Below are 21,798 nucleotides of genomic sequence, written 5' to 3'. Positions count from 1 at the left end.
GAGATGAGACGATGAGTGATTTGAGTGGCAAGACCCCGTCGGAGACCGCCGACATCGTGATTGCGGGAGCCGGCTATGTCGGCCTGACCACGGCGGTCGCGATTGCCGATGCGGCGCCCCATCTGAAGATCGTTGTGGTCGATGCTGCTCCGGAAGGCGTCTGGGAAAAGGACGGCCGCGCCTCGGCGATCGCGGCGGCGGCCGTGCGGATGCTCGAACAGATGAAGATCTGGCATCAGATCCGCGACGAGTCCCAGCCGATCACCGAGATGATCGTCACCGATTCCAAGACCGGCGACGCGGTCCGCCCGGTCTTCCTTACCTTCGGCGGCGAAGCACGGCCCGGCGAGCCCTTCGCCCATATGATGCCGAATGTCGCGCTCAACGGCGCGCTGCGCAAACGCGCGGCCGAACTCGGCATCACCATCCGCCAGGGTGTGGCCGTCTCCGCAATCGACGGCCAGATGGCCCGCATGCATGTCTCGCTCGCCAATGGCGAGACGATTGCCGCACGCTTGCTGGTCGCCTGCGACGGGGTGAAGTCGGCGATCCGCGACATGGCGGGCATCCGTACGCTGCACTGGGATTACGGCCAGTCGGGCATCGTCACGACCGTCGGCCACGAGCGCCCCCATCATGGCCGCGCCGAGGAGCATTTCCTGCCGTCCGGCCCCTTCGCCATCCTGCCGCTCAAGGGCAACCGGTCATCGCTCGTCTGGACCGAGCCGACCCGCGAAGCCGAGCGCCTCGTCCAGTCCGACGACATGGTGTTCGAGCTGGAACTGGAACAGCGCTTCGGCCACAAGCTCGGCGCGCTCACTGTCGAGGGCCCGCGCAAGGCCTTCCCGCTCGGCCTGACGCTTGCCCGCGACTTCGTCAAGCCGCGCGTGGCGCTCGCCGGCGATGCCGCCCATGGCATCCACCCGATCGCCGGCCAGGGCCTCAATCTCGGCTTCAAGGATGCCGCGGCACTCGCCGAAACCATCGTCGACGCCGAACGCCGCGGCCTCGACATCGGCGCCCTTGACACGCTCGAAACCTATCAGCGTTGGCGCCGCTTCGACACGCTCCAGATGGGCGTAACGACGGACGTCCTGAACCGCCTGTTCTCCAACGACTCGACGGTCCTGCGCATGGCCCGCAGCTTCGGCCTCTCCATGGTCGACCGCGCCCCGGCGCTGAAGGATTTCTTCATCGGGCAGGCGGCCGGGCTGACAAAGGGGCCGAGCCCGCGATTGTTGCGGGGGGAAGCGATTTAGCTTCGAAAGCGGCCTGTCACCCGCCGATTGAGCCGGGGCCAATGAGTTCGCGGGCAAACGGACTGTGGCCGGTCGGCCACGCCTCAGGATTAGGAAGATAGTCCACAACCCCATTTGTTGACTCAAAATATCATATTTGGAAGAAGACCCTCAAACGCAGGCGACCGAGGGGCTTATGAACACTGTTAATCAACTGAAATTGCAAACGATCTTGGCAAGCGGGCTGATCGCCCTCGCCCTCCCGTCGAGCGTGCGCGCTCAAGACGCGAGTCTTATGATCAACCTGGACACGGTCGAGATCGAATCCGAGAGTAACGAGATCCTCAAGCAGGACGGATACGTCGCGGTGCAGGATCGGATCGGCACCAAGGTGGATACCCCTATCGTCGAGATCCCGCAGGCGATCACCGTGATCACCCAGGATCAGATCGAGGATCAGGAGCCGCGGAATCTCAACGAAGCTCTGACCTATACGGCCAGCGCCAATCCCTACAATTTCGGCTTCGACACCCGTTACGACGCCTTCAGGCTGCGCGGCTTCAACGCCTACTACAACGGCATCTTTCGCGACGGCCTGCGGCAGTACAACGCCCCCACCGCACTCTACAAGGCCGAGCCCTACGGGCTGGAAGGCATCACCATCCTGAAGGGTCCCGCCTCGTCACTCTATGGCGTGAGCGGCCCCGGCGGCATCGTGAATCTCGTGACCAAACGTCCGAAGGACGTGCCTTTCCACGAAATCGAACTCGTCTACGGTGAGGACGACCGATATCAGGCGAATTTCGATGCATCGGGCCCGGCAAACGACACAGGCACGATCCTCTACCGTGTTACGGGCGTCGCCCGCGATGCGGACACCTGGCTCGACGGCTATTCCGACGACAAGCTTTATCTTGCCCCGGCTCTGACGTTCCAACCGACAGGCGATACTTCGCTGACGATTCTCAGCGAGATTTCCCGCAGCGTAACGGGCGGCACGGCCGCCTTCTATAACCCGTCCTTCGGCGTCGTCTCGGATCTCTACAACGGTGACCCGGCCTACAACGACTTCACTCAGGAACAGGGCCGGATCGGATACGAGTTCGAGCACCGGTTCAACGAATTCCTGACCGTTCGCCAGAACCTGCGCTACAGCCACGTCGATGCCGATCTCGAATATAGCGGCCATTATGACGCTGGCGGCGGAAATCTCGCGCGGTACTGGGGGCATTATCAGGAGGACGTGTCGAATTTCGTCGTCGACAACATGGCACAGTTCACTTTCGACACCGGCCCTGTCGCCCACACCGCTGTCGCCGGTCTCGACTATACCTGGGCCGACTACGACGCCTACCGGGCCCTCGGCTATGTCTCCGTCGACGCGATCCGCAACGCCGACCTCGCCTATGACGGGGGCCAGGTGACCAGCCAGACCGGCGTCTACCTTCACGATCAGATGGAGTGGAACGACTTCACGCTGTTTCTCAGCGGCCGCTACGATTGGGTCGACACCACCTCGACCGCAACAGACTACAGTGAGACCGAGCAGCAGGACGAGGCGTTTTCAGGCCGCGTCGGGCTTTCCTACCGGACGCAATGGGGCATCATTCCTTACGCCAACTATTCCAGCTCATTCTCGCCGAACATCGGCCTCGTGTACGACGATGTCACCACAACCGCGACGCGCACGGCGAATCCGACGATCGCCGAGCAGATCGAGGTCGGCGTGAAGTACGAGATTCCGGACACGAACGCCGTCCTGTCAGCCGCCTATTTCAATATCGATCAACAGGACGGTGCGGTCTTCGACACCTCCACGGGAATCAACAAGCAGGTGCAGCTCGACCTCAATTCCGAAGGTGTCGAGTTCGAGGCTCAGGCGTCCTTCGAGAACGGATTCAGCCTGATCGCCTCCTATACGCACATGAAGATGACCATCGAGAAGGGAGCGGCAGGCACCACCGGCAACGAGCTTTCCGGCGTGCCGAACGACATCGTCTCGCTCTGGGGACATTACGAGTTTCAGCCGGATAGCACGCTCGCCGGTCTCGGTCTCGGCGCCGGGGTGCGCTATGCCGGCACGAGCTTCGGCGACGACTTCAACACGATCGAGAACGAGGACCGCTACTTCGTCGACGCTTCGCTCTCCTATGATTTCGGCAAGGTCAATCCCGACTGGCAGAACGTGAAGCTGCAGGTCAACGCCAAGAACCTCTTGGATGTCCAGAAGGCTGTCTGCACCTCCGGCTACTGCTATCGCGACGAAGGTCGCAAGGTGATCGGCAGCTTGCGCTACCGCTTCTGATGACCTCCGACCGTGATGTCGACCTGAACCGGCGTCAAACCTGGCAGCATTCGCCGATCGCCATCGTTGCGGCGATCGGCGGACTTTATGTGGCACAGAGCGTCGTCGGAGGCCTGACCTGGGTGGGCTTGCCGGCTGTATTGCGCCGCGAGGGCATGGCGCTTTCGCAGATCGGACTTGTCTCCCTGATCGCCCTGCCCTGGGCGCTGAAATTTCTCTGGGCGCCGGCCGTCGAGCGTTATCGCCTGCCGGCCAGGGGCCGCAATCGTTCGGCAGTCATCACGCTGGTGGGCGCGAGCATCATCATCGTATGCCTCCTCCTGATCGGCCTCCTGCCCGCCACGAGTCTCGCGGCGATCTTTGTCACCCTTACCGTCGCCGCACTGGCAACGGCGACGGTCGACATCGCCTGCGACGGCTATGCGGTCGAAAACCTCTCCCATCGCCAGCAAGGATGGGGCAACGCCGCCCAGGTCGGTGGTGCCTATCTCGGCTCGGCGATAGGCGGCGGCGTCTTTCTGGTTCTGGTCGATCTGGCGGGCTGGCAGATCGGCGCCTGGACGGTGGCGGCACTCGTCGCCGTCCTCGTCCTGCCATTCGTCTTGCAGGCGCGGGCCGCGAACGCCGTGATCGAGAGGCCGCATCAACCCTCGTTGAAGGCTGCCTTCCTCAGATCCGAAGTCCGGCGCGGGCTGCTTCTGGCTGCTGTCTACGTTCTCGCACAGAAGACCGCATTCAACATGCTCGGCCCCTACCTCACAGATCGGGGCTTCACCTTGACGACACTCGGCATCCTCTCCGGCGCCGGCTCGATCCTTCTCGGTCTTGCCGGAGCGCTGGCCGGCGGGGCGATGGTTCGTCGCTTCGGCGTGCGTCCCGTGCTGGCTGCGGCGCTCGGTCTGCAGGGAACGATGCTTTTGCTTATCGCGCTCTCTGCGCTGGGTGCGGGGCCGCCCGACTGGCTGCTTCTCGGCGTTTCGGTCTTCGCCACCTCCGGTGTCATGGCCTTCGGCTTCGTCGCACTCTACACGGAGTTCATGCGCCTGGCCGACCCCCGGCAGGCGGGCATCGACTTCACGCTGTTTCAATGCGTCGATGCAGCTCTATCGCTCACTGGCGGAGTTTTGGCTGGCTTTACTGCGGAATGGCTGGGATACGCGGCGTTCTTTTCCTGTGCCGGGATCTTTGCGTTTCTGGCAATAGCGATTTCGTGGCGGATCGCCGGAGAAGCCCCGAAAATTGACGCCCTACGCTTCAAGAATCCTCAAGATCGCGAACTTGCGTGATCGAACGGCTGCAGGAGCAACGAACGCACTCGCCCGGGCAGCGGTCGCCGTATGGAGTCGCTTCGCCGGGAGAGCCACCCGTTTCGTCCATGAGCGGTAGCGCCGGAAGCTGGGCCGGGCGCGTTCTTCACATTTCCATGGGGTGAGGCAGGAGCTCGAGGGAAGCTCGTGGCACGAATTTCCCCTTCCTTGGCAATCCGCCGCAAATTCATTTCACTTCCGTCCCCGACTAGGCAATCCGCCTCGGCGCATCGCCCGCCGTTCCCGCTTATTTTGAATGTCTGTAAATTGGCGGGTCGTGCCTCATATGCCGGCGCTGGCCCGAACAATGATCGGCAGACGGAGTGAGACGATGGCGAAGGAGCACCGGGCGGGATCGAAGGTGCGTGGCGACAAGCTGCCGGCGATCCTGATGGCCAATCACCTGCTCGAAGGCGACGTGGTGTTCCTGGCGGACGGCGGCTGGACGCTCGATCCGTCGGGCGCGAAGATTGCCCATGACGCCGAGACGGCGGCGGCCATGGAGGCCGAGGGCAAGGCGGCGGCTGCGGCCAATGCCGTGGTCGATCCCTATCTCGTGCCGGTGGACCTGACGACCACCGGCCTGCCGGTGGCCCGGCATTTCCGCGACGCGATGCGCCAGAAAGGCCCATCGGTCCATCCCGATATGGGCAAGCAGGCTGAATACGCGCCGATCCGCTGAACAGCGCGAGCCGAACGAACACCAAGCCTCATGATGGCGGCAGGGTCCGTTCGCGGATCGGCCGACATGAAGACACCAAGAAGGACGCCCCATGTATCGCTACGACGAATTCGACGAACGCTTCGTGCGCGAACGCGTCGCCCAGTTCCGGGGCCAGGTCGAGCGCCGTCTGGAGGGCTCGCTCACCGAGGACGAATTCAAGCCCCTGCGCCTGAAGAACGGGCTCTATCTGCAGCTCCACGCCTACATGCTGCGGATCGCCGTGCCCTATGGCACGCTGAATTCCCGCCAGCTGCGCCAACTCGCCCATATCGCCGAGACCTATGACAAGGGCTACGGCCACTTCACCACGCGCCAAAACCTTCAGTTCAACTGGCCGAAGCTGAAGGACGTGCCGGACATTCTGGACCTTTTGGCCGATGTCGAGATGCACTGCATCCAGACCTCCGGCAACTGCATCCGGAACGTGACGGCAGACCAGTTCGCCGGCGTCGCCAAGGACGAGGTCGAAGACCCGCGGCCGACAGCGGAGCTGCTTCGCCAGTGGTCGAGCCTGCATCCGGAATTCGTCTGGCTGCCGCGCAAGTTCAAGATCGCCGTCACCGGCGCCGAGCACGACCGCGCGGCGATCAAGGTCCACGATATCGGCCTGAAGCTGAAGCGGAACGCGGCAGGGGAAGTCGGCTACGAGGTCATCGTGGGTGGCGGGCTCGGCCGCACGCCGATGATCGGCAAGGTGGTGCGAGACTTCCTGCCCAAGGAGGAACTGCTCGCCTATCTCGAGGCGATCATGCGCGTCTACAATTCGGAAGGCCGCCGCGACAACAAGTACAAGGCGCGGGTGAAGATCCTCGTCCACGAGACCGGCGAGGAGGAGTTCCGCGCCCGGGTCGAGGAAGAATATGCCAAGCTCGACGGACCGACGATCAACGCGCCGGAAGAAGAAGTCGAGCGGATCGCCGCCTATTTCGCGCCGCCGGCCTATGAGGATCTGGCGGAGGATTCGGCCACGCTCGACGGCGCCCGCGCGAGCGATCCGGCCCTCGACCGTTTCGTCGAGCAGAACGGCTTTGCCCACAAGCAGCCGGGCTATATCGCGCTGACGATCGCGCTGAAGGAAATCGGTGCCGTGCCCGGCGACATGAGCGCGGACCAGATGCGCGCCTTCGCGGACATTGCCGAGAAATACTCCTTCGACGAGTTCCGCGTCACGCATTCGCAGAACCTCGTCCTGCCACATGTGAAGAAGGACGATCTGCCGGCGGTCTATGCGGCGCTGAAGGAAGCGGGGCTCGCCTCCGCCAATGCCGGACTGATCACCGACATCATCGCCTGCCCGGGCCTCGACTATTGCGCGCTGGCGACGGCGAAATCGATCCCGATCGCGCAGGACATCGCCAAGACCTTCGCCGATCCCGATCGCCAGAAGGCGATCGGCGATCTGCCGATCAAGATCTCCGGCTGCATCAATGCCTGCGGGCACCACCATGTGGGCGCGATCGGCATTCTCGGCCTCGAAAAGGGCGGGCGCGAGAACTACCAGATCACCATCGGCGGCGACGCGACCGAGCATGCGGCCCTCGGCGAGCGCCTCGGACCCGGCATCGATGCCGGGGATGTGCCGGGCGCGATCGAGGCGGTCGTCGAGACCTATCTCGCCGAGAAACAGGGGTCGGAGAGCTTCATCGAAACCGTGCGGCGCACCGGCGCCGAGCCGTTCAAGGCCGGCTTCACCGCCTTTATCGAAGCCCGTGCGGCTGCCCAGAGCGAGGCTGCGGAATGACCGTCATCACCAAAAAGGGGGAGATCGCCGACGCTTACGTCCGCGCCGACACGCTGGAAACTGCGTTTGAAGCGGACGGAATTCCGCTGATCCCGGCAAGCCTCGTGGACGAATATGTGGTCGCGAAACCGGGCACGGATTTCGGCCTCTCGGTCCCCGGCTCCATGCCGATCGAGGACCTCGTGCCCTATCTCGCTCAAGCCTCGCTGATTGCCATCGAGTTTCCCGGATTTTCCGACGGACGCGGCTTTTCGCTCGCCCGGCGGGTCAAGCGGGAGGGCTTTGCCGGCCGGTTGCGTGCCTCCGGTCCACTGATCGCCGACCAGTTCACCGATGCGCTCCAATGCGGCTTCGACGAGGTCGAACTGCCCGAGACCATGACGAACCGCCAACCCGTCCAGCAATGGATGGAAGCCAAGGACACGATCACCGATTTCTATCAATCGGGGTACGGCGAGGGATTGAGCATCCTCGAGAAGCGCCGCGCCGCACGCAAAGGGGCACGCCCGTGATTCAGGATCCGAAACTGCTTGCCGAGACCCTCGACGCCGAGTTCGCGCAACTGACGCCGCTCGAACGGCTGGAAAGCCTGCGCGACAAAGTGAAGGGGCGCATCGTCTTCACCACCAGCCTCGGCCTCGAGGACCAGATGCTGACCCATCTGATCTTCGCCAACAATCTGAAGATCGACGTCGTCACGCTCGACACTGGCCGGCTGTTTCCCGAGACCTACACGCTCTGGCGAGAGACGGAGGAGAAATACGGCAAGCGCATCCACGCGAAGTACCCCCAGGCCGAAGCACTCGAAACCCTGATCGACGAGCAGGGCATTGATGGCTTCTATTACGCCAAGGAGTTCCGGCTGGCCTGCTGCGGCGTGCGCAAGATCGAGCCGCTCGGTCGTGCGCTGGAAGGGGCGGCCGCCTGGGTCACCGGGCTTCGCGGCGATCAGTCCCAGAACCGGCTGTCGATGCCGTTCGCCAGCTACGAGACGCAGAAGAAGCTGATCAAGGCGAACCCCCTGCTCGACCATTCGCGCGAGCGGATCGCCCATTTCAACGACGATCACGGCGTGCCGGTGAACGCGCTTCACGCCAAGGGCTTCCTGTCGATCGGCTGCGCGCCCTGCACGCGCGCCCTGCAACCCGGCGAGCCGGAGCGTGCCGGCCGCTGGTGGTGGGAGGACGATACCAAGCGCGAATGCGGCCTTCACGTGCCGGACCGCACGACGGTCAGCGACGGCGCCGGCATCTGAGCGATATCAGCCCTTTACGCGATTGGAGCGTCCGGCCCTTGGGTCGGACGTTTGCTTTTTAGGCTTTTCATCAAACCTGCTTGAAACATGGGCATGGCGACTTGTTGTCGGCTACCGGATCGTCTCTAGCTTCATCTTAAAGGACCGAAACGGCATAGACCGTTCGGAAGCATTCCTGGCAACGATGAAGCGGATACGCGCATGACTATCGCTCTGAGAAGCTTCGCAGGCGCCCTGGCGCTTTCCGCCATTTTCCTGACGGGCACGGCCCTCGACTCCGGACGCGCGGAGGCGGCCGACATGGTCGTCTACAATGGCGGTGACGTCACCTCGCTCGATCCGCACAAGCTCTCCGGCGACTGGGAGGACCGCGTCGCCGGCGACATCTATGAAGGCCTGATGACCGAGGATCCGAAGGCCAAGCCCGTGGCCGGCCAGGCCGAAAGCCACGAGATCTCCGACGACGGGCTAACCTACACCTTCCATCTGCGGGAAGACGCCCGATGGTCGGACGGAGAGCCGGTGACGGCGGAGGATTTCGTCTATGCCTTCCGCCGGCTGCAGGCCCCGAAAACCGCCGCGCAATACGCCTATCTGCAATATCCGATCAAGAATGCGGAGGCGATCAACACCGGCAAGATCGAGGATCTCTCCCAGCTCGGCGTCAGGGCGATCGACGACAAGACGCTGGAGATCACCCTGGAGCGGCCGACCCCCTATTTCCTCGGCGCGCTGACCCATTACACCGCGTATCCCGTGCCGAAGCATCTCATCGAGACGAACCCGGACGACTGGGTGCAGATCGGCACGATCGTCACCAACGGCCCCTACAAGCCGGTGGAGTGGGTGCCGGGCAGCCACGTGCTGACGGCGAAGAACGAGGAATGGTACGGCGTCGACGATCTTCAGATCGACGGCGTGCGCTTTCTCTCGATGGAAGACAATTCCGCCGGCTTCAAGCGCTACCGCGCCGGCGAGATCGACTGGATGACCGACTTCCCGAAGGACCAGTTCGCCTTCATCGAGGAGAACCTGCCGGGCCAGGCCCATGTCGTCCCCTTCGCCGGCCTCTACTACTACGTCTTCAACACCTCCAAGCCGCCCTTCGACAATGCCGATGTCCGCAAGGCGCTCTCGATGGCCGTCAACCGCCAGGTGATCGGGCCGCAGGTGCTCGGCACCGGCGAGCCACCGGCCTATGGCTGGGTGCCGCCGGGCATGGCCAACTATCCGGAGGACGGCGCCAGGGTGGAATGGGCCGACATGCCCTATGGCGAGCGGGTGGAGGAGGCGAAGACGCTTCTCTCTGAGGCCGGCTACGGGCCGGACAATCCGCTGAACGTCGTGCTCCGTTACAACACCAACGAGAACCACAAGCGCGCCGCGGTCGCCGTCGCCGCAATGTGGAAGCCGCTCGGCGTCAATGTCGAACTGAACAATGCCGAGGTGAAAGTCCACTACGCCGATCTGCGCGCCGGCGATTTCGAGACGGCGCGGGCGGGCTGGCTCGCCGACTATAACGACCCGATCAATTTCCTCGACCTCCTGAAATCCGGTGTCGAGATGAATTACGGGCGCTGGTCGAACGAGACATACAACAAGCTTCTCGACCAGGCTTCCAGCATGCAGGACCTGGAAGAGCGCGGAAAGGTGCTGAAGGAAGCCGAACAGATCGCGCTCGACGATTCCGCAGCGCTGCCGATCTACTATTACCTCTCGGAGAACATCGTCTCGCCGAAGGTGAAGGGCTTCGAAGACAACGTCTTCGACAAGCACCGCACGCGGTACATGTCGCTGGAGGAGTAAGCGGCGTGTGGGGTTTGGCCGCTCTGCCACTTCACTCGGTTCGTGATCCTGCCGGACGTGGCCTCGACGGAGATACGTCATCTTCGAACGAGTCTCTGGTAGTCTCGCCGAATACCCGCCTCTGTCACTTTGTGAAATCTCCCCCGCAAGGGGGGAGATTGGTGGGAGCCAGCGTCGATGACGATCGATCTCCCCCCTTGCGGGGGAGATGCCGGCAGGCAGAGGGGGGTACTCGCGGGCGCCAACGTCAGTTCATGCGGCACTTTGCGGCGATATCCGCGTCGACATCGTAAACACCCGATGCTCCGCTACGCGACCTTCCGCCTGCTTTCTACGATCCCGGTCCTTCTGATCGCGATCACCGCCTGTTTCTTCATCCTGCGGCTGGCGCCGGGTGGGCCGTTCGATCAGGAGCGGGCGCTGCCGCCGGCGGTGCTCGCCAATCTCAGGGCCTACTACCATTTGGACGATACGCTGATCGTCCAGTATCTGCGCTATCTCGGCCGTCTTGCTCAGTTCGATCTCGGGCCATCCTTCACCACCAAGGACTTCACCGTCGCCCAGCAGATCGCGATCGGCCTGCCCTATACGCTGATTGTCGGGGGCTCCGCCTTCCTGCTGGCCATGGTCGCGGGCGTGATCTCCGGCGTCTGCGGAGCGCTCTATCAGAACCGGTGGGCGGACTATGGGATCGCGGCGGTCGTCATCACCGGCCTCGTCGTGCCGAATTTCCTCGTCGCGCCGATCCTGCAGCTGATCTTCGGCGTCAAGCTCGACTGGCTTCCGGTCGGCGGCTGGGGCGACGGATCGCTGCCCTATCTGATCATGCCGGTGATCGTTCTCGCCCTGCCGCATATCGCCCGCATATCGCGGCTGATGCGCGGCTCGATGATCGAGACGCTGAACGCCAACTTCATCAAGACCGCGACCGCCAAGGGGATCGGCAGGCGCCGCACCGTCATCGGCCATGCGCTCAGGCCGGCGCTTACCCCCGTGGTCTCCTATCTCGGCCCCGCCGCCGGCTATCTCCTCACCGGCTCGATCGTGGTCGAACAGATCTTCGGGATTCCCGGCATCGGGCGATACTTCATTAACGCCGCGCTCAACCGCGACTACGGCATGGTGCTCGGCACGGTCATCTTCTACATGGTGCTGATCGTGGTCCTGAACCTTCTCGTCGACCTCGCCTATGCCTGGCTCGATCCGAAGGTCCGCACGAGATGACGCTCTATGCCGGCAAGCGCGAAGCGCTGGAAGACGCCTTCCTCGATCGCGAGATGCCGAGGGGCAAGCCGCGTTCGCTGACCCGCGACGCCATGCGACGGCTCAGGGCGAACAAGGCGGCGGTGGTCTCGCTCTTCGTGCTCGCCTTCATCGTGCTGGCGGCGATCTTTGGTCCCTTTTTCATCCCCTATGACTACGAAACGCCGGACTGGTCGGCCTTTCGCGCGCCGCCCTCGATCGAGAGCGGCCACTATTTCGGCACCGACCAGAACGGCCGCGATCTGCTCGCCCGCACCCTCTACGGCACGCGCATCTCGCTCACCGTCGCGCTCATCGCCACCACCGTCTCGGTCATCGTCGGCGTCCTCTACGGCGCGACCTCGGGCTTCCTCGGCGGGCGCATCGACCAGGCGATGATGCGCTTCGTCGATGTCATGTACGCGCTTCCCTACATTCTCTTCGTCATTCTCCTGATGGTGATGTTCGGGCGGAACGTCTTCCTGCTCTTCGCCGCGATCGGCCTTCTGGAATGGCTCACCATGGCGCGGATCGTGCGCGGCCAGACGCTTTCTTTGAAGGAACGCGAATTCATCGAGGCCGCCCGCGCCTCCGGCGTTTCCACCTTCCCGATCATCCTGCGCCACATCGTGCCCAATCTCGTCGGCCCGGTCGTCATCTACGCGACGCTGACGGTGCCGGAGATCGTCATCACAGAAAGCTTCCTCTCCTATCTCGGCTTCGGCGTGCAGGAGCCCCTGACCTCCCTCGGCACGCTGATCGCCGAAGGCACCGACGTTCTGGAAGTCATGCCCTGGCTCCTCCTGTTTCCTGGCGCCGTCCTCGTCAGCCTCCTCCTGTCGCTCGCCTTCATCGGCGACGGCCTCCGCGACGCCTTCGACCCGAAGGACCGGTGATGCGCGACGCGCCCCTCCTCGCCCTCAGGGATTACGCGATCTCCTTCGCGACGCCGGACGGCACGGTCCGGGCCGTCAACGGTCTCGATCTCGGCGTCCAGCCCGGCGAGGTGCTTGCGGTGGTGGGCGAGTCGGGCTCCGGCAAGAGCCAGACCTTCAATGGTGTCTTCGGCCTGCTGGCGAGAAACGCGACGACCAGCGGCGAAGCCAAGCTCGAAGGTCGCGACCTGCTCGGTCTCAGCCCGCGCATGCTCGACCAGATCCGCGGGCGCGACATGGCGATGGTGTTTCAGGACCCGATGACAGCGCTCAACCCCGCGATGAAGATCAGGAAGCAGCTCGCCGAGACGCTCACCGTTCATCGCGGGCTTTCCCGGCGCGAGGCCAATGCCGAGGCGCTCGCCATCATGAAGCGGGTGGGCATTCCCGAGGCCGAGCGGCGGATCGAACAATATCCCCATCAGTTGTCCGGTGGCATGCGCCAGCGCGTGGTCATCGCCATGGCACTTCTGTGCCGGCCGAAACTGATCGTCGCCGACGAGCCGACCACCGCACTCGACGTCACGATCCAGGCGCAGATCCTCGATCTGTTTCGCGATCTCATCGCCGAATCCGGCACGGCACTGGTCCTCATCACCCATGATCTCGGCGTCGTCGCCGGCATCGCGGATCGGGTGGCAGTGATGTATGCGGGCCGGATCGTCGAGGAGGCGGAGGCCAGCGAACTGTTCGCCCGTCCCGCCATGCCCTATACCGCGGCGCTGATGCGCTCGATCCCCCGGCCGGATCAGGATGTGGAAGCGGTCGAGCCGATCCCCGGGCGGCCGCCGGATCTCATTCGCCCGCCGACTGGCTGTCCTTTCCATCCCCGCTGCCGCTTCGTCGAGGACCGTTGCCGGCGCGAGCGCCCGCCGCTGGCCGAGGTTGCGCCAGGCCGGCAGGCGGCCTGCTGGTTCCCCTTCATCGACGAGACGGCCGGCACCGAGGCCGCTCAAGAGGCTGCCCATGGCTGAGACGCTCCTCTCGGTCGAGCATCTTTCGACGATCTTCGAACTTCCGGGTCGAACACCCTTTTCCGCGTCGCATGAGCTGAAGGCCGTCAACGATGTTTCTTTCGACCTCGCCAAGGGCGAGACGCTCGGCATCGTCGGGGAATCGGGCTGCGGTAAATCCACCCTCGGCCGCTCGATCCTGCGACTGATCGAGCCCACGGAAGGCCGCATCGTCTGGCAGGGCCACAATCTGCGCGATCTGTCGCCGCGCGACATGCGCAAGGCCCGGCGCGACCTGTCGATCATCTTCCAGGACCCGATCGCCTCCCTCGATCCGCGCATGACCGTCGCCGACATCATCGCCGAGCCTTTGCGGGTCTCGAATCCGGAACTGTCCCGGAAAGAACGGCGCGAGCGCGTCCAGACGGTGATGGAGGAGGTCGGCCTCGCGCCGCAGATGGCGAACCGCTATCCGCACGAATTTTCCGGCGGTCAGGCCCAGCGGATCGGCATCGCCCGGGCGATCGTCACCGAGCCCAAGCTCATCGTCTGCGACGAGCCGGTCTCCGCCCTCGACGTCTCGATCCAGGCGCAGATCGTGAGCTTGCTCAAACGACTGAAGAAACGGCTCGGCCTGACGCTGATCTTCATCAGCCACGACCTGTCGGTCGTACGCCTGGTCTCGGACCGGATCCTGGTTCTTTATCTCGGGCGGATCGTCGAACTCGGGCCGCGGCGCGAGGTCTTTGCCAACCCCGTTCATCCCTACACCCAGGCGCTGCTTTCGGCGGCCCCGATCCCGGATCCAAAGATCGCGCGCCAGCGCGGACGGATCGTGATCAAGGGCGATCCCCCCTCGCCCGTCAATCCGCCCTCGGGGTGCGTCTTCCACACCCGCTGTCCGATCGCCCGTGAGGCCTGCGCAGAGACGGTACCGCCGCTCGACCCGGTCGCACCGGATCACCGCGCCGCCTGCCTCTTTGCCGAGGAGGCGATGCGGATGGCGCAATCGGGATCGGAGCCCGAGGCTCAGCCCTCGCGGTAGTAGTAGCTGTAGCCGTTGATCGCCGGCGCGCCGCCGAGATGGGCATAGAGCACCTTCGAGCCTTCGGGGAAAAAACCCTTCTTTGCTAGGTCGATCATCCCCTGCATGGATTTCCCTTCATAGACCGGATCGGTGATCATCGCCTCGGTGCGTGCCGCGAGCCGGATCGCGGCATTGGTCTCCTCGCTCGGCACGCCATAGGCGGGATAGGCGTAATCGGGATTGATGACGATCTCCTCGTCCGCAATCGTCCGCCCGAGTTCGACGAGTTCGGCCGTGTTGTCGACGATTTCACGCACCTGGGCGCGGGTCTGGTCGAGCGTTCCCGAACCGTCGATGCCGATGACCTTATCGGCCCGGCCGTCGGCGGCAAAGCCCACCACCATTCCGGCGAAGGTCGAGCCGGTGACGACGCAGACCACCACATAGTCGAATTGGAAGCCGAGTTCGGCTTCCTGTTGCCGCACCTCTTCGGCGAAGCCCACATAGCCGAGGCCGCCATATTTGTGGACCGAGGCGCCCGCTGGAATGCCGTAGGGCTTGCCGCCGGCATCGCGCACCGACTGCATGGCGTCTTCCCAGCTCTGGCGGATGCCGATGTCGAACTCGTCCTCCACCAGACGGGAATCCGCGCCCATCAGGCGGGTGAGCAGGATGTTGCCGACCCGATCATAGACCGCGTCGTAGTGCGGCACCCATTTCTCCTGGACGACGACGCATTTCAGTCCGAGCTTTGCGGCAGTCGCCGCCACCATGCGGGTGTGGTTCGACTGCACCCCGCCGATGGAGACCAGCGTGTCGGCACCCGACGCCAGAATGTCCGGCACGATATATTCGAGCTTCCTCAGCTTGTTGCCGCCGAAGGCCAGGCCGGAATTGCAGTCGTCGCGCTTGGCGTAGATGTCGACCTTGCCGCCGACAGCCTCGCTCAGGCGCGGCAGACGCTCGATCGGCGTCGGGCCGAAGGTCAGGGGATAGCGTTCGAATTTTTCCAGCATGGGCAGACTCCGATTCGATCTGCCCGGCACCATTGAACGGTCGCCGCGATCACACAAGCCGCCTTGGAGACACCGCTTCCATGACCTGATCGGACTGGCCGTCCATCGCATCGGCCAGCAGGTTCCCGGTCGTTGGACCGAGGGTGAAGCCCTGGTGCCCATGACCGAAATTCAACCAGATCCCTTTGTGATTGGGCGCTTCGCCGACCACAGGCAGCATGTCCGGCATGCAGGGCCGAGCGCCGTGCCAGGGTTTCGGCTCGACCGGATCGCCGAGATCGAGGACTTCGCGCGCGCCGCGCTCGGCCCGGCGGATCTGGTTGAGCTTCTGGCCGGCATCGACGCCGGTCAGCTCCGCGCCGGTGGTGATGCGCAGGCCATCCTTCATCGGGGCGAGTACGGCGCCATTGGCCTTGTCCATGATCGGCAGCTTGAGACCGCCGCCGGTGAAATGCTGGTGGTAGCCGCGCTTCTTGATCATCGGCACCCTGTAGCCGAAACGGGCGAGGAATTCGGGCGACCAGGGACCCAGGCAGATGACCACGCGAGGCGCCGAGACCAGACCGTCCTTCGTATCCACCTGCCAGCCGGAGCCGTCCGGGCAGAGGGTGTGTGCATTGCCGGTCAGGATCGAGCCACCGCGCTCCTGAAACAGGCGGGCATAGGCCTCGGTCAGCATGCCGGGACTCGCGCAGGTCCAGCTTTCGGTCCAGTGGACGGCGCCGAGAAAGCCCGGCTTCAACGCCGGCTCGGCGGCCATCAGCGCGGCAGCGTCAAGAACCGTCGACTTGACGCCGTAGTCGCGGTGGAGGCGTTCGGCCTCGGCGACGCCCTTTTTCATGGAGTCCTGCTTGCGATAGGCGAGGTAGAAGCCTTCGCGGCGGATCAGCGCCTCGGATTGCGATGCTGCGATGTAGCCCTCATGGTCGGCGGTGGAGCGCCGGATCAACTGGCTCCAGGTCCTGGCGATCTGCCGGTGGCTCTTGGGATGGGACAGGCGATAATAGTCCCAAAGCGCCCTGGTCTGAGACATGACGGAGCCGAACCGCCATTCCACGTCGTTGGTGATCTTGAGGGCGATCTCGGCGATGCTGCCCAGATCGGTCGGCATCGCATAGGGCTCGACGGCTTCCATCTGGATGATTCCGGCATTGCCGTAGCTCGTCTCGCCCGCGGGCTTGCCCCGGTCGACGATGACCACGTCCTTTCCCCGCCCCTGCAGGGCCAGCGCCGCGCCGACACCGACCATGCCGGCACCCAGAATGATGACATCCGCCAAATTCGCCGATCCTGCTCTGCGGTCCGCTCGCGGCCTCGACCATCGGTGGTCGCGCATGGACGGTCCCGGTTTCCAACCATCCTATGGGAGCGGCGCCGGTCGGCCGGGTCAATAGCCGCGACGGCTTTTGGATCGCATTTCTCTCGCAGCGCAAAACAAATGCGGCCCGCCTTTCGGGCGAGCCGCAACCTAGCGCCGGTCAGACCATGGCTGCCGGCAATTCTCGTCCGCCCCCTCAGCCGCGCTTGCGGACCTTGCCGTAAACGATGTTGCGGTTCTCGCCGTAGAACACCTCGGCATCGACCTCGTTGCGATCCACCGCCCCGTTGATGATGTCCCACATGTCGTCGGCCGAGCGCAGGAGCAGCGGCCAGTCCATGAAGGCTTCCATGTAGCCGTCGGTGGTGATCTCGTCGCTGAAATTGGCGAAGAGGAACTCGCCGCCGGGCTTCACCAGTTCCATCGCCCGCTGCATCAGCCTGACGCCGATCGCCCGCGGCAGGTAGTCGTAGAGGCCGGAGGCATAGACGAGATCGAAGGTTCCGATCTTGTAGGAACGGCGCAGAAGGCCCTTCACATTGCCTTCCATCGCCTCGATCGCCGTCCCGGCATGGTCGCGGGTCACGAAGCCCACGCTGACCGGATCCTGGTCGAGGCCGATCCAGCGTTTCAGCCGGTTCTCCTTGAGCGCTTTGGAAAGTTCGCCTTCCCGCATGTGGCCGCAGGCGATCGCCAGGATTTCGGCGTTCTCCGCCCGGTCGGCCGCCTCGTCGACGGTACGGGCCAGGATCTCGCAGCGCTCACGCCCGGCGACCGAACTCGCCGCCTCGCTGGTGTAAGCGTAGATCTCCTGACCGAGCGGAGTCGAGGCCTCGATGTATTCCCGGGCCGCGGGGTGTTTGTAATAGATGTCGAGCAGGCTGGCATCGCCCGAATAGCCGCGGGGCTTTTCCACCGACCAGCGGGTGAAGGGGTCCTGCATCAGGTACTCTTTGACCGGATGCTGCTGGGCGAAGGCGATCAGTTGTTGCCAGATATCCGGGCCGGCGTTGCGCCGAATATCGTGGAGTCGACCGGCCAGACGATCGACGATCGTCCCAGCGGGCTCGCCGTTGATGAAACCTTGACGTGCGACATCCAGGACGAAGCTCATCTGGATGATCCACTCCTCCAGATTGCTCTCGGCGGTCTGGTGACTCGCCCCACCATTGTACCGCCGGATCAGCTTCGCGGTGATCAGGCTCTGCTCGTCCAACTCCAATGCACCACGCGACATCTGAATTCCCCTCTCTTGCCGACTGAGAGGAGGTTATTACTAAGTTAGCCAAACACAAAGCCCTTCATTAAAACTTAGTTAATCAAATCGCTCACATTTTTGCCAAGCCGCGAAATCCCGGCGGCAACCGTACCGTGAAGCTACCACCTGGCGGAGCGGGAGTCTTGCTCCGCAACCGGTCGGCGGGAGCGGATCTCGCAATAAGCGGAACGAGACACGGGAAGCGAAGGACCTGACACCCCCGTCAAGGGCAATTGCCCTTGGTCATGGCCTTGTCGCCACGTGCACAAAGCTGGGCGCTGCCGAGGCGCGTGAGCTTCCATCCGTCGTCCTCGCGCTCGAGGAGTCCGCGATAGGCCTTGCCGGCGACCGAGTCGTCCGCCCATCCGGTGTCGCGGATGTCGAAGACGATCGTTTCGCCGCTCTGCTCCATGGTGATCGACAGTCGCGGTCGCCCCTCTTCGGCGGGATCGGCCGGAAAGGAGAGTGGAACCGCCTGCAAGAGCGAAAGCGCGTCACCGGACACCATCCCATCAGCGGGAATTGCGACCTCGTTGAATTCGCTGAGATCGACCGCTTCCTGAGCGGAAAGCGGCCTGGGAGCAGCCAGAACCGGAATCGCGGCACAAAGGGCCGCAAGTCGCATTCGACAAGTCATGAGAAACCTCCCGTCTCATCCGCTGACAAGCTTTGCCGGAGAAGCAGGAAGATTCAATCTCATCGTAACGACCAGATCCTGAAGCGGACTGCCAGCCGTTTCACAACACCTGGTGCAAAGCCTGGTCCGTCACCTGGTCGGCCCCCGCCTCAAGGGGCCGCTGGGCATGCTGTACGAGCAAACGGGTCGCGGCTTCGCGGTCCACCGCCGGAGAGAACAGGAAGCCCTGGCCCAGCCGCCCGCCGATCGATGAAAGCTCCACAGCCTGAGATTCGGTTTCCACGCCTTCTGCCACCACGCGGATCGAGAGTTCCTTGGCGATATGCATCAGTCCGCCGATGATGGCGGCTCCCGGTTCGCCGGGCGCCATGCGGTCGACAAAGGACTTGTCGAGCTTGATGATGTCGACGGGAATCGTGAGAAGATGCGTCAGGGACGCAAATCCCGTTCCGAAATCGTCGAGGGCGACCAGGAAGCCCTGCCGGCGCAGGTCCGCAATCTCGCGCGCAACCGCGTCGTCGCCCCGGCCCAGATAGACGTGCTCGGTCACTTCCACGATGACGTGCTTGAGCGGGACATCGTACCGGCCGAAAGCCTCCGTCACCCGCCTGGCGACCCCGCCACCGCGAAAATCCGCCGAGGCCAGATTGATCCCGACATGCTGGACAGGAATGCCCAGATCGAGCCAGGTGCGGATGTCGCTCGCGACGGTATCGAGCATCACTCGGGAAACCTGGGAGGCAATGCTCGCATCGCACAAGGCCTCGTGGAAGGCGCCTGCCGAGACGACCCGGCCATCGGGCATCTTCATCCGGCACAGGGCTTCCAGCCCCACAATCTCGCGCGTGTCCAGGAGGAAGATTGGCTGGTAATAGGCGTCGATGCGCCCTTCTGCCAGCGCCGCCTCCACCAGTTGGAGAGAGCCGAGGCGATTGGTGATCGCCAATCCGAGGCCCGGCGAATAGGCGACGCTTCCGCCCCGCTGCGTCTCCTTGGCATGGTAGAGAGCGAGATCGGCCTTCCTGCGCACCGCAGCACCGTCGCAGTCACCCGCTTCGAGCAATGCGTATCCGATCGTCGTCTGCGGGACGATGGCATGGCCGTCGCACACGGCGGCCCGGCCAACCCGCTGATGGATTCTCTCGGCCATGTCGGCGAGTGTGGTCTCGTAGCCCGGCTCTTCGACGATCACGATGAATTCGTCGCCGCCGATCCGGAACACTCGGTTTGCCGCCCCGGCATCGACGACGCGCTCGGCGACACATTCGAGCAGGCAGTCGCCGGCGCGATGACCGAAGGTATCGTTGAAATACTTCAGGTGATCGAGATCGATAGCAATGAGTCCCCAGCCACCCGGCCGATGGCACTCCAGCCGGCTGATGGCCTCATCGAACTTGGTGCGATTGCCGAGGCCCGTCAGCACATCGCTGCTGGCCTGGTGTCTCCACGCTTCATCCCGCCGGTCCCGCTCGAACGCGATCGAACACAGACGAGAGCAGGCATCGGCGATACGGCGCTCCTCTGCGCTCGGCTCGCGAAGTTCCCGAAAGGAGAGCGCAAGTGCGCCCAGCATGCTGCCATCCGTGTCGAGTATCGGAATGGACCAGCAGGATTTCATGCCCTCTGGCAGCGGGAAAGCACGCATGCCGTGTGCGGAGTCGATGTCGGCAGCCATGGCTCCGTTACCCAGCTCGACTGCGGCCACCTCAGTGGCGTCCACGACCATGTCAGGCCGGCTGGGGCCGGCAAGCCATTGCAGGCGACCTTCGACATCGACCCTGAGGACGGAACACGCCACACCTGGCAGCCGTCGCTCGGCTTCGATGCAGAGCCGTTCGATCGATGTCGCCAAGGCTTCCCCTCTCGCGACCATCTCGAGGATCGAATTCTGAAAGGCGGGCATCCGTCTGCAAATCCATCAAGGTTCAACGTGTCGATTCCGGCCGCAACCGAGCCCGTCGGAATCAGCCGAAACCGAAGCCAAGCTAAACTTCCCTTCCTAATCAGAAGTTTAGACGCGCACCGAAAGCCACCAGCCCGCTCAGCGGCGACCTCGTGCCCATGAAGCAACCTCCCAGGTCATCGCCGCCGACGGGCGCGAATTCCGACAGGAATCCGTCCGCACGCGTGCCCGGCCGCTATTTGGCGAGCCCTGTCGGGCCTCCCAGAGCGAGACGAAGAGAGTTGTCGAGGTGACGAGAAAGCGCCGCCTGGGCGGCCTCCGGATTGCGGTCCCGCATCGGATAGAGGATGTCGAGATGCTCCCCCACCACGCGGCCGGCATTGTCGATCGTGACCTGGATCCTGGACTGGACCACCATCCGGATCTTGATGGCGGTGACCCGGTAGACATTGGCGACCAGCCTGTTGCCCATCGCCGAGACGAACCAGGCATGCATCTCCCAGTCCCGGCGCTGGAGATCGTCGAGCAGGTCGCGATCGGAGCCTCTTTCGCGCAACCGCTCGCGCATCGCCTCGTGCCATGCGATCCATTCCGCGAGCTTATGCCGATCATGACGTTCGACCATGTCCTGCACGGCCCCAAGTTCGATCAACCGGCGCATCTGATAGGCATCGCGGACGAAGTCGATATCGAGGCGGGGAACCATCAGGCCGCGCTGTGGAACCGTGACGATCAGGCCTTCGGCCTCGAGGCGCGGAACCGCTTCCCGCACCGCGCCGAGGGTGGCGCCGGTCTTGCGGACCAGTTCGCGTTGGGTGATCATCTCACCCGGCCTGAGTGCGCCGGTGTTCAGAAGATCCTCGACATGCTCGTAGGCCGCCTGCCTGAGAGGCACGGCCGGGCGGGCTTCCGGCCATCGATCGGCGCGACCGTTTTCGGCAGTTGCCGCATCCTCTGCGGACATCGCACAGCCCCTTTTTCATTGCGGTCAACAAGCTAACATGTTAGCGCGGAGTTGGTAAGCAAGTCCGTTGCAGCGAGCGGGATCAGATTCGCGCGAACGGGCGAACAAAACAGACCCGTCGCGGCGGCTGGGAGGCCGAGGCTTCGCGGCGGGCATCGCCATGGTTTGG

At 63.9% G+C, this 21,798-nt stretch carries 18 protein-coding genes; 12 read left to right on the top strand and 6 right to left on the bottom strand.

Annotated features, from left to right (window positions below; genetic code table 11):
* Window positions 1-11 precede the first annotated feature (11 nt).
* The 12 genes from MF134_RS14940 (at window position 12) to MF134_RS14885 (ending at window position 14,551) form a co-directional block, all read left to right on the top strand.
* On the top strand, window positions 12-1,259 hold the full coding sequence (locus MF134_RS14940) for a ubiquinone biosynthesis hydroxylase (RefSeq protein WP_255340260.1): 1,248 nt from the start codon (window positions 12-14) through the stop codon (window positions 1,257-1,259).
* A 274-nt stretch (window positions 1,260-1,533) separates the two neighbouring features.
* Entirely contained in the window at window positions 1,534-3,543 is a 2,010-nt protein-coding gene (locus MF134_RS14935; RefSeq protein WP_457590000.1) for a TonB-dependent siderophore receptor, read from the top strand.
* On the top strand, window positions 3,543-4,829 hold the full coding sequence (locus MF134_RS14930) for an MFS transporter (RefSeq protein ID WP_255340258.1): 1,287 nt from the start codon (window positions 3,543-3,545) through the stop codon (window positions 4,827-4,829). The genes MF134_RS14935 and MF134_RS14930 overlap by 1 nt, the downstream gene beginning before the upstream one ends.
* Window positions 4,830-5,181: 352 nt before the next feature.
* Window positions 5,182-5,532: a DUF2849 domain-containing protein gene (locus tag MF134_RS14925; protein ID WP_255340257.1), complete on the top strand. Its 351-nt coding sequence runs from the start codon at window positions 5,182-5,184 to the stop codon at window positions 5,530-5,532.
* Window positions 5,533-5,623: 91 nt separating this feature from the next.
* The gene (locus MF134_RS14920) at window positions 5,624-7,315 is read left to right on the top strand and encodes a nitrite/sulfite reductase (RefSeq protein WP_255340256.1); all 1,692 of its coding nucleotides are present in this window, start codon (window positions 5,624-5,626) and stop codon (window positions 7,313-7,315) included.
* The gene (locus MF134_RS14915) at window positions 7,312-7,827 is read left to right on the top strand and encodes a DUF934 domain-containing protein (RefSeq protein WP_255340255.1); all 516 of its coding nucleotides are present in this window, start codon (window positions 7,312-7,314) and stop codon (window positions 7,825-7,827) included. Before MF134_RS14920 ends, MF134_RS14915 begins: the two co-directional genes overlap by 4 nt.
* Window positions 7,824-8,570: a phosphoadenylyl-sulfate reductase gene (locus MF134_RS14910; protein WP_457589999.1), complete on the top strand. Its 747-nt coding sequence runs from the start codon at window positions 7,824-7,826 to the stop codon at window positions 8,568-8,570. The genes MF134_RS14915 and MF134_RS14910 overlap by 4 nt, the downstream gene beginning before the upstream one ends.
* Before the next feature lie 213 nt (window positions 8,571-8,783).
* Window positions 8,784-10,376: a peptide ABC transporter substrate-binding protein gene (locus tag MF134_RS14905; protein ID WP_457590006.1), complete on the top strand. Its 1,593-nt coding sequence runs from the start codon at window positions 8,784-8,786 to the stop codon at window positions 10,374-10,376.
* A gap of 300 nt (window positions 10,377-10,676) precedes the next feature.
* Window positions 10,677-11,600: an ABC transporter permease subunit gene (locus tag MF134_RS14900; protein WP_255340253.1), complete on the top strand. Its 924-nt coding sequence runs from the start codon at window positions 10,677-10,679 to the stop codon at window positions 11,598-11,600.
* Window positions 11,597-12,514 (top strand): ABC transporter permease, encoded by a 918-nt coding sequence (locus MF134_RS14895; protein WP_457589998.1) that lies wholly within the window; start codon window positions 11,597-11,599, stop codon window positions 12,512-12,514. Before MF134_RS14900 ends, MF134_RS14895 begins: the two co-directional genes overlap by 4 nt.
* Window positions 12,514-13,527: an ABC transporter ATP-binding protein gene (locus MF134_RS14890; RefSeq protein WP_255340252.1), complete on the top strand. Its 1,014-nt coding sequence runs from the start codon at window positions 12,514-12,516 to the stop codon at window positions 13,525-13,527. The genes MF134_RS14895 and MF134_RS14890 overlap by 1 nt, the downstream gene beginning before the upstream one ends.
* Complete coding sequence (locus tag MF134_RS14885) at window positions 13,520-14,551, top strand: ABC transporter ATP-binding protein (RefSeq protein WP_255340251.1); 1,032 nt, start codon at window positions 13,520-13,522, stop codon at window positions 14,549-14,551. The genes MF134_RS14890 and MF134_RS14885 overlap by 8 nt, the downstream gene beginning before the upstream one ends.
* Here MF134_RS14885 and MF134_RS14880 read toward each other — a convergent pair.
* The 6 genes from MF134_RS14880 to MF134_RS14855 all read right to left on the bottom strand — a co-directional run bounded on the left by MF134_RS14880 (window position 14,536) and on the right by MF134_RS14855 (window position 21,629).
* Entirely contained in the window at window positions 14,536-15,555 is a 1,020-nt protein-coding gene (locus MF134_RS14880) for a 1-aminocyclopropane-1-carboxylate deaminase (protein WP_255340340.1), read from the bottom strand. The two genes, MF134_RS14885 and MF134_RS14880, sit on opposite strands and share 16 nt — an antisense overlap.
* A gap of 43 nt (window positions 15,556-15,598) precedes the next feature.
* Window positions 15,599-16,828, bottom strand: a complete 1,230-nt coding sequence (locus MF134_RS14875) for an NAD(P)/FAD-dependent oxidoreductase (protein ID WP_255340250.1) — start codon at window positions 16,826-16,828, stop codon at window positions 15,599-15,601.
* A 235-nt stretch (window positions 16,829-17,063) separates the two neighbouring features.
* The gene (locus tag MF134_RS14870; RefSeq protein ID WP_255340249.1) at window positions 17,064-18,104 is read right to left on the bottom strand and encodes a class I SAM-dependent methyltransferase; all 1,041 of its coding nucleotides are present in this window, start codon (window positions 18,102-18,104) and stop codon (window positions 17,064-17,066) included.
* A gap of 244 nt (window positions 18,105-18,348) precedes the next feature.
* Window positions 18,349-18,762, bottom strand: coding sequence for a hypothetical protein (locus MF134_RS14865; RefSeq protein ID WP_255340248.1), 414 nt, complete (start codon window positions 18,760-18,762; stop codon window positions 18,349-18,351).
* Window positions 18,763-18,862: 100 nt separating this feature from the next.
* Complete coding sequence (locus tag MF134_RS14860) at window positions 18,863-20,614, bottom strand: putative bifunctional diguanylate cyclase/phosphodiesterase (RefSeq protein WP_255340247.1); 1,752 nt, start codon at window positions 20,612-20,614, stop codon at window positions 18,863-18,865.
* A gap of 286 nt (window positions 20,615-20,900) precedes the next feature.
* Window positions 20,901-21,629 (bottom strand): GntR family transcriptional regulator, encoded by a 729-nt coding sequence (locus tag MF134_RS14855; RefSeq protein ID WP_255340246.1) that lies wholly within the window; start codon window positions 21,627-21,629, stop codon window positions 20,901-20,903.
* Window positions 21,630-21,798 lie beyond the last annotated feature (169 nt).

The sequence above is a fragment of the Jiella marina genome (genome assembly GCF_024359545.1).
GTDB lineage: Bacteria > Pseudomonadota > Alphaproteobacteria > Rhizobiales > Rhizobiaceae > Jiella.
The sequence above is the reverse complement of the archived record's forward strand: the minus strand, read 5'-3'. Positions and strand labels throughout refer to the sequence as shown.

Coding starts and splice junctions, on each gene's coding strand:
- MF134_RS14940 (WP_255340260.1), top strand. CDS start 12: ATGAGTGATTTGAGTGGCAAGACCCCGTCGGAGACCGCCGACATCGTG.
- MF134_RS14935 (WP_457590000.1), top strand. CDS start 1,534: ATGATCAACCTGGACACGGTCGAGATCGAATCCGAGAGTAACGAGATC.
- MF134_RS14930 (WP_255340258.1), top strand. CDS start 3,543: ATGACCTCCGACCGTGATGTCGACCTGAACCGGCGTCAAACCTGGCAG.
- MF134_RS14925 (WP_255340257.1), top strand. CDS start 5,182: ATGGCGAAGGAGCACCGGGCGGGATCGAAGGTGCGTGGCGACAAGCTG.
- MF134_RS14920 (WP_255340256.1), top strand. CDS start 5,624: ATGTATCGCTACGACGAATTCGACGAACGCTTCGTGCGCGAACGCGTC.
- MF134_RS14915 (WP_255340255.1), top strand. CDS start 7,312: ATGACCGTCATCACCAAAAAGGGGGAGATCGCCGACGCTTACGTCCGC.
- MF134_RS14900 (WP_255340253.1), top strand. CDS start 10,677: ATGCTCCGCTACGCGACCTTCCGCCTGCTTTCTACGATCCCGGTCCTT.
- MF134_RS14895 (WP_457589998.1), top strand. CDS start 11,597: ATGACGCTCTATGCCGGCAAGCGCGAAGCGCTGGAAGACGCCTTCCTC.
- MF134_RS14890 (WP_255340252.1), top strand. CDS start 12,514: ATGCGCGACGCGCCCCTCCTCGCCCTCAGGGATTACGCGATCTCCTTC.
- MF134_RS14885 (WP_255340251.1), top strand. CDS start 13,520: ATGGCTGAGACGCTCCTCTCGGTCGAGCATCTTTCGACGATCTTCGAA.
- MF134_RS14870 (WP_255340249.1), bottom strand. CDS start 18,104: ATGTCGCGTGGTGCATTGGAGTTGGACGAGCAGAGCCTGATCACCGCG.
- MF134_RS14865 (WP_255340248.1), bottom strand. CDS start 18,762: ATGACTTGTCGAATGCGACTTGCGGCCCTTTGTGCCGCGATTCCGGTT.
- MF134_RS14855 (WP_255340246.1), bottom strand. CDS start 21,629: ATGTCCGCAGAGGATGCGGCAACTGCCGAAAACGGTCGCGCCGATCGA.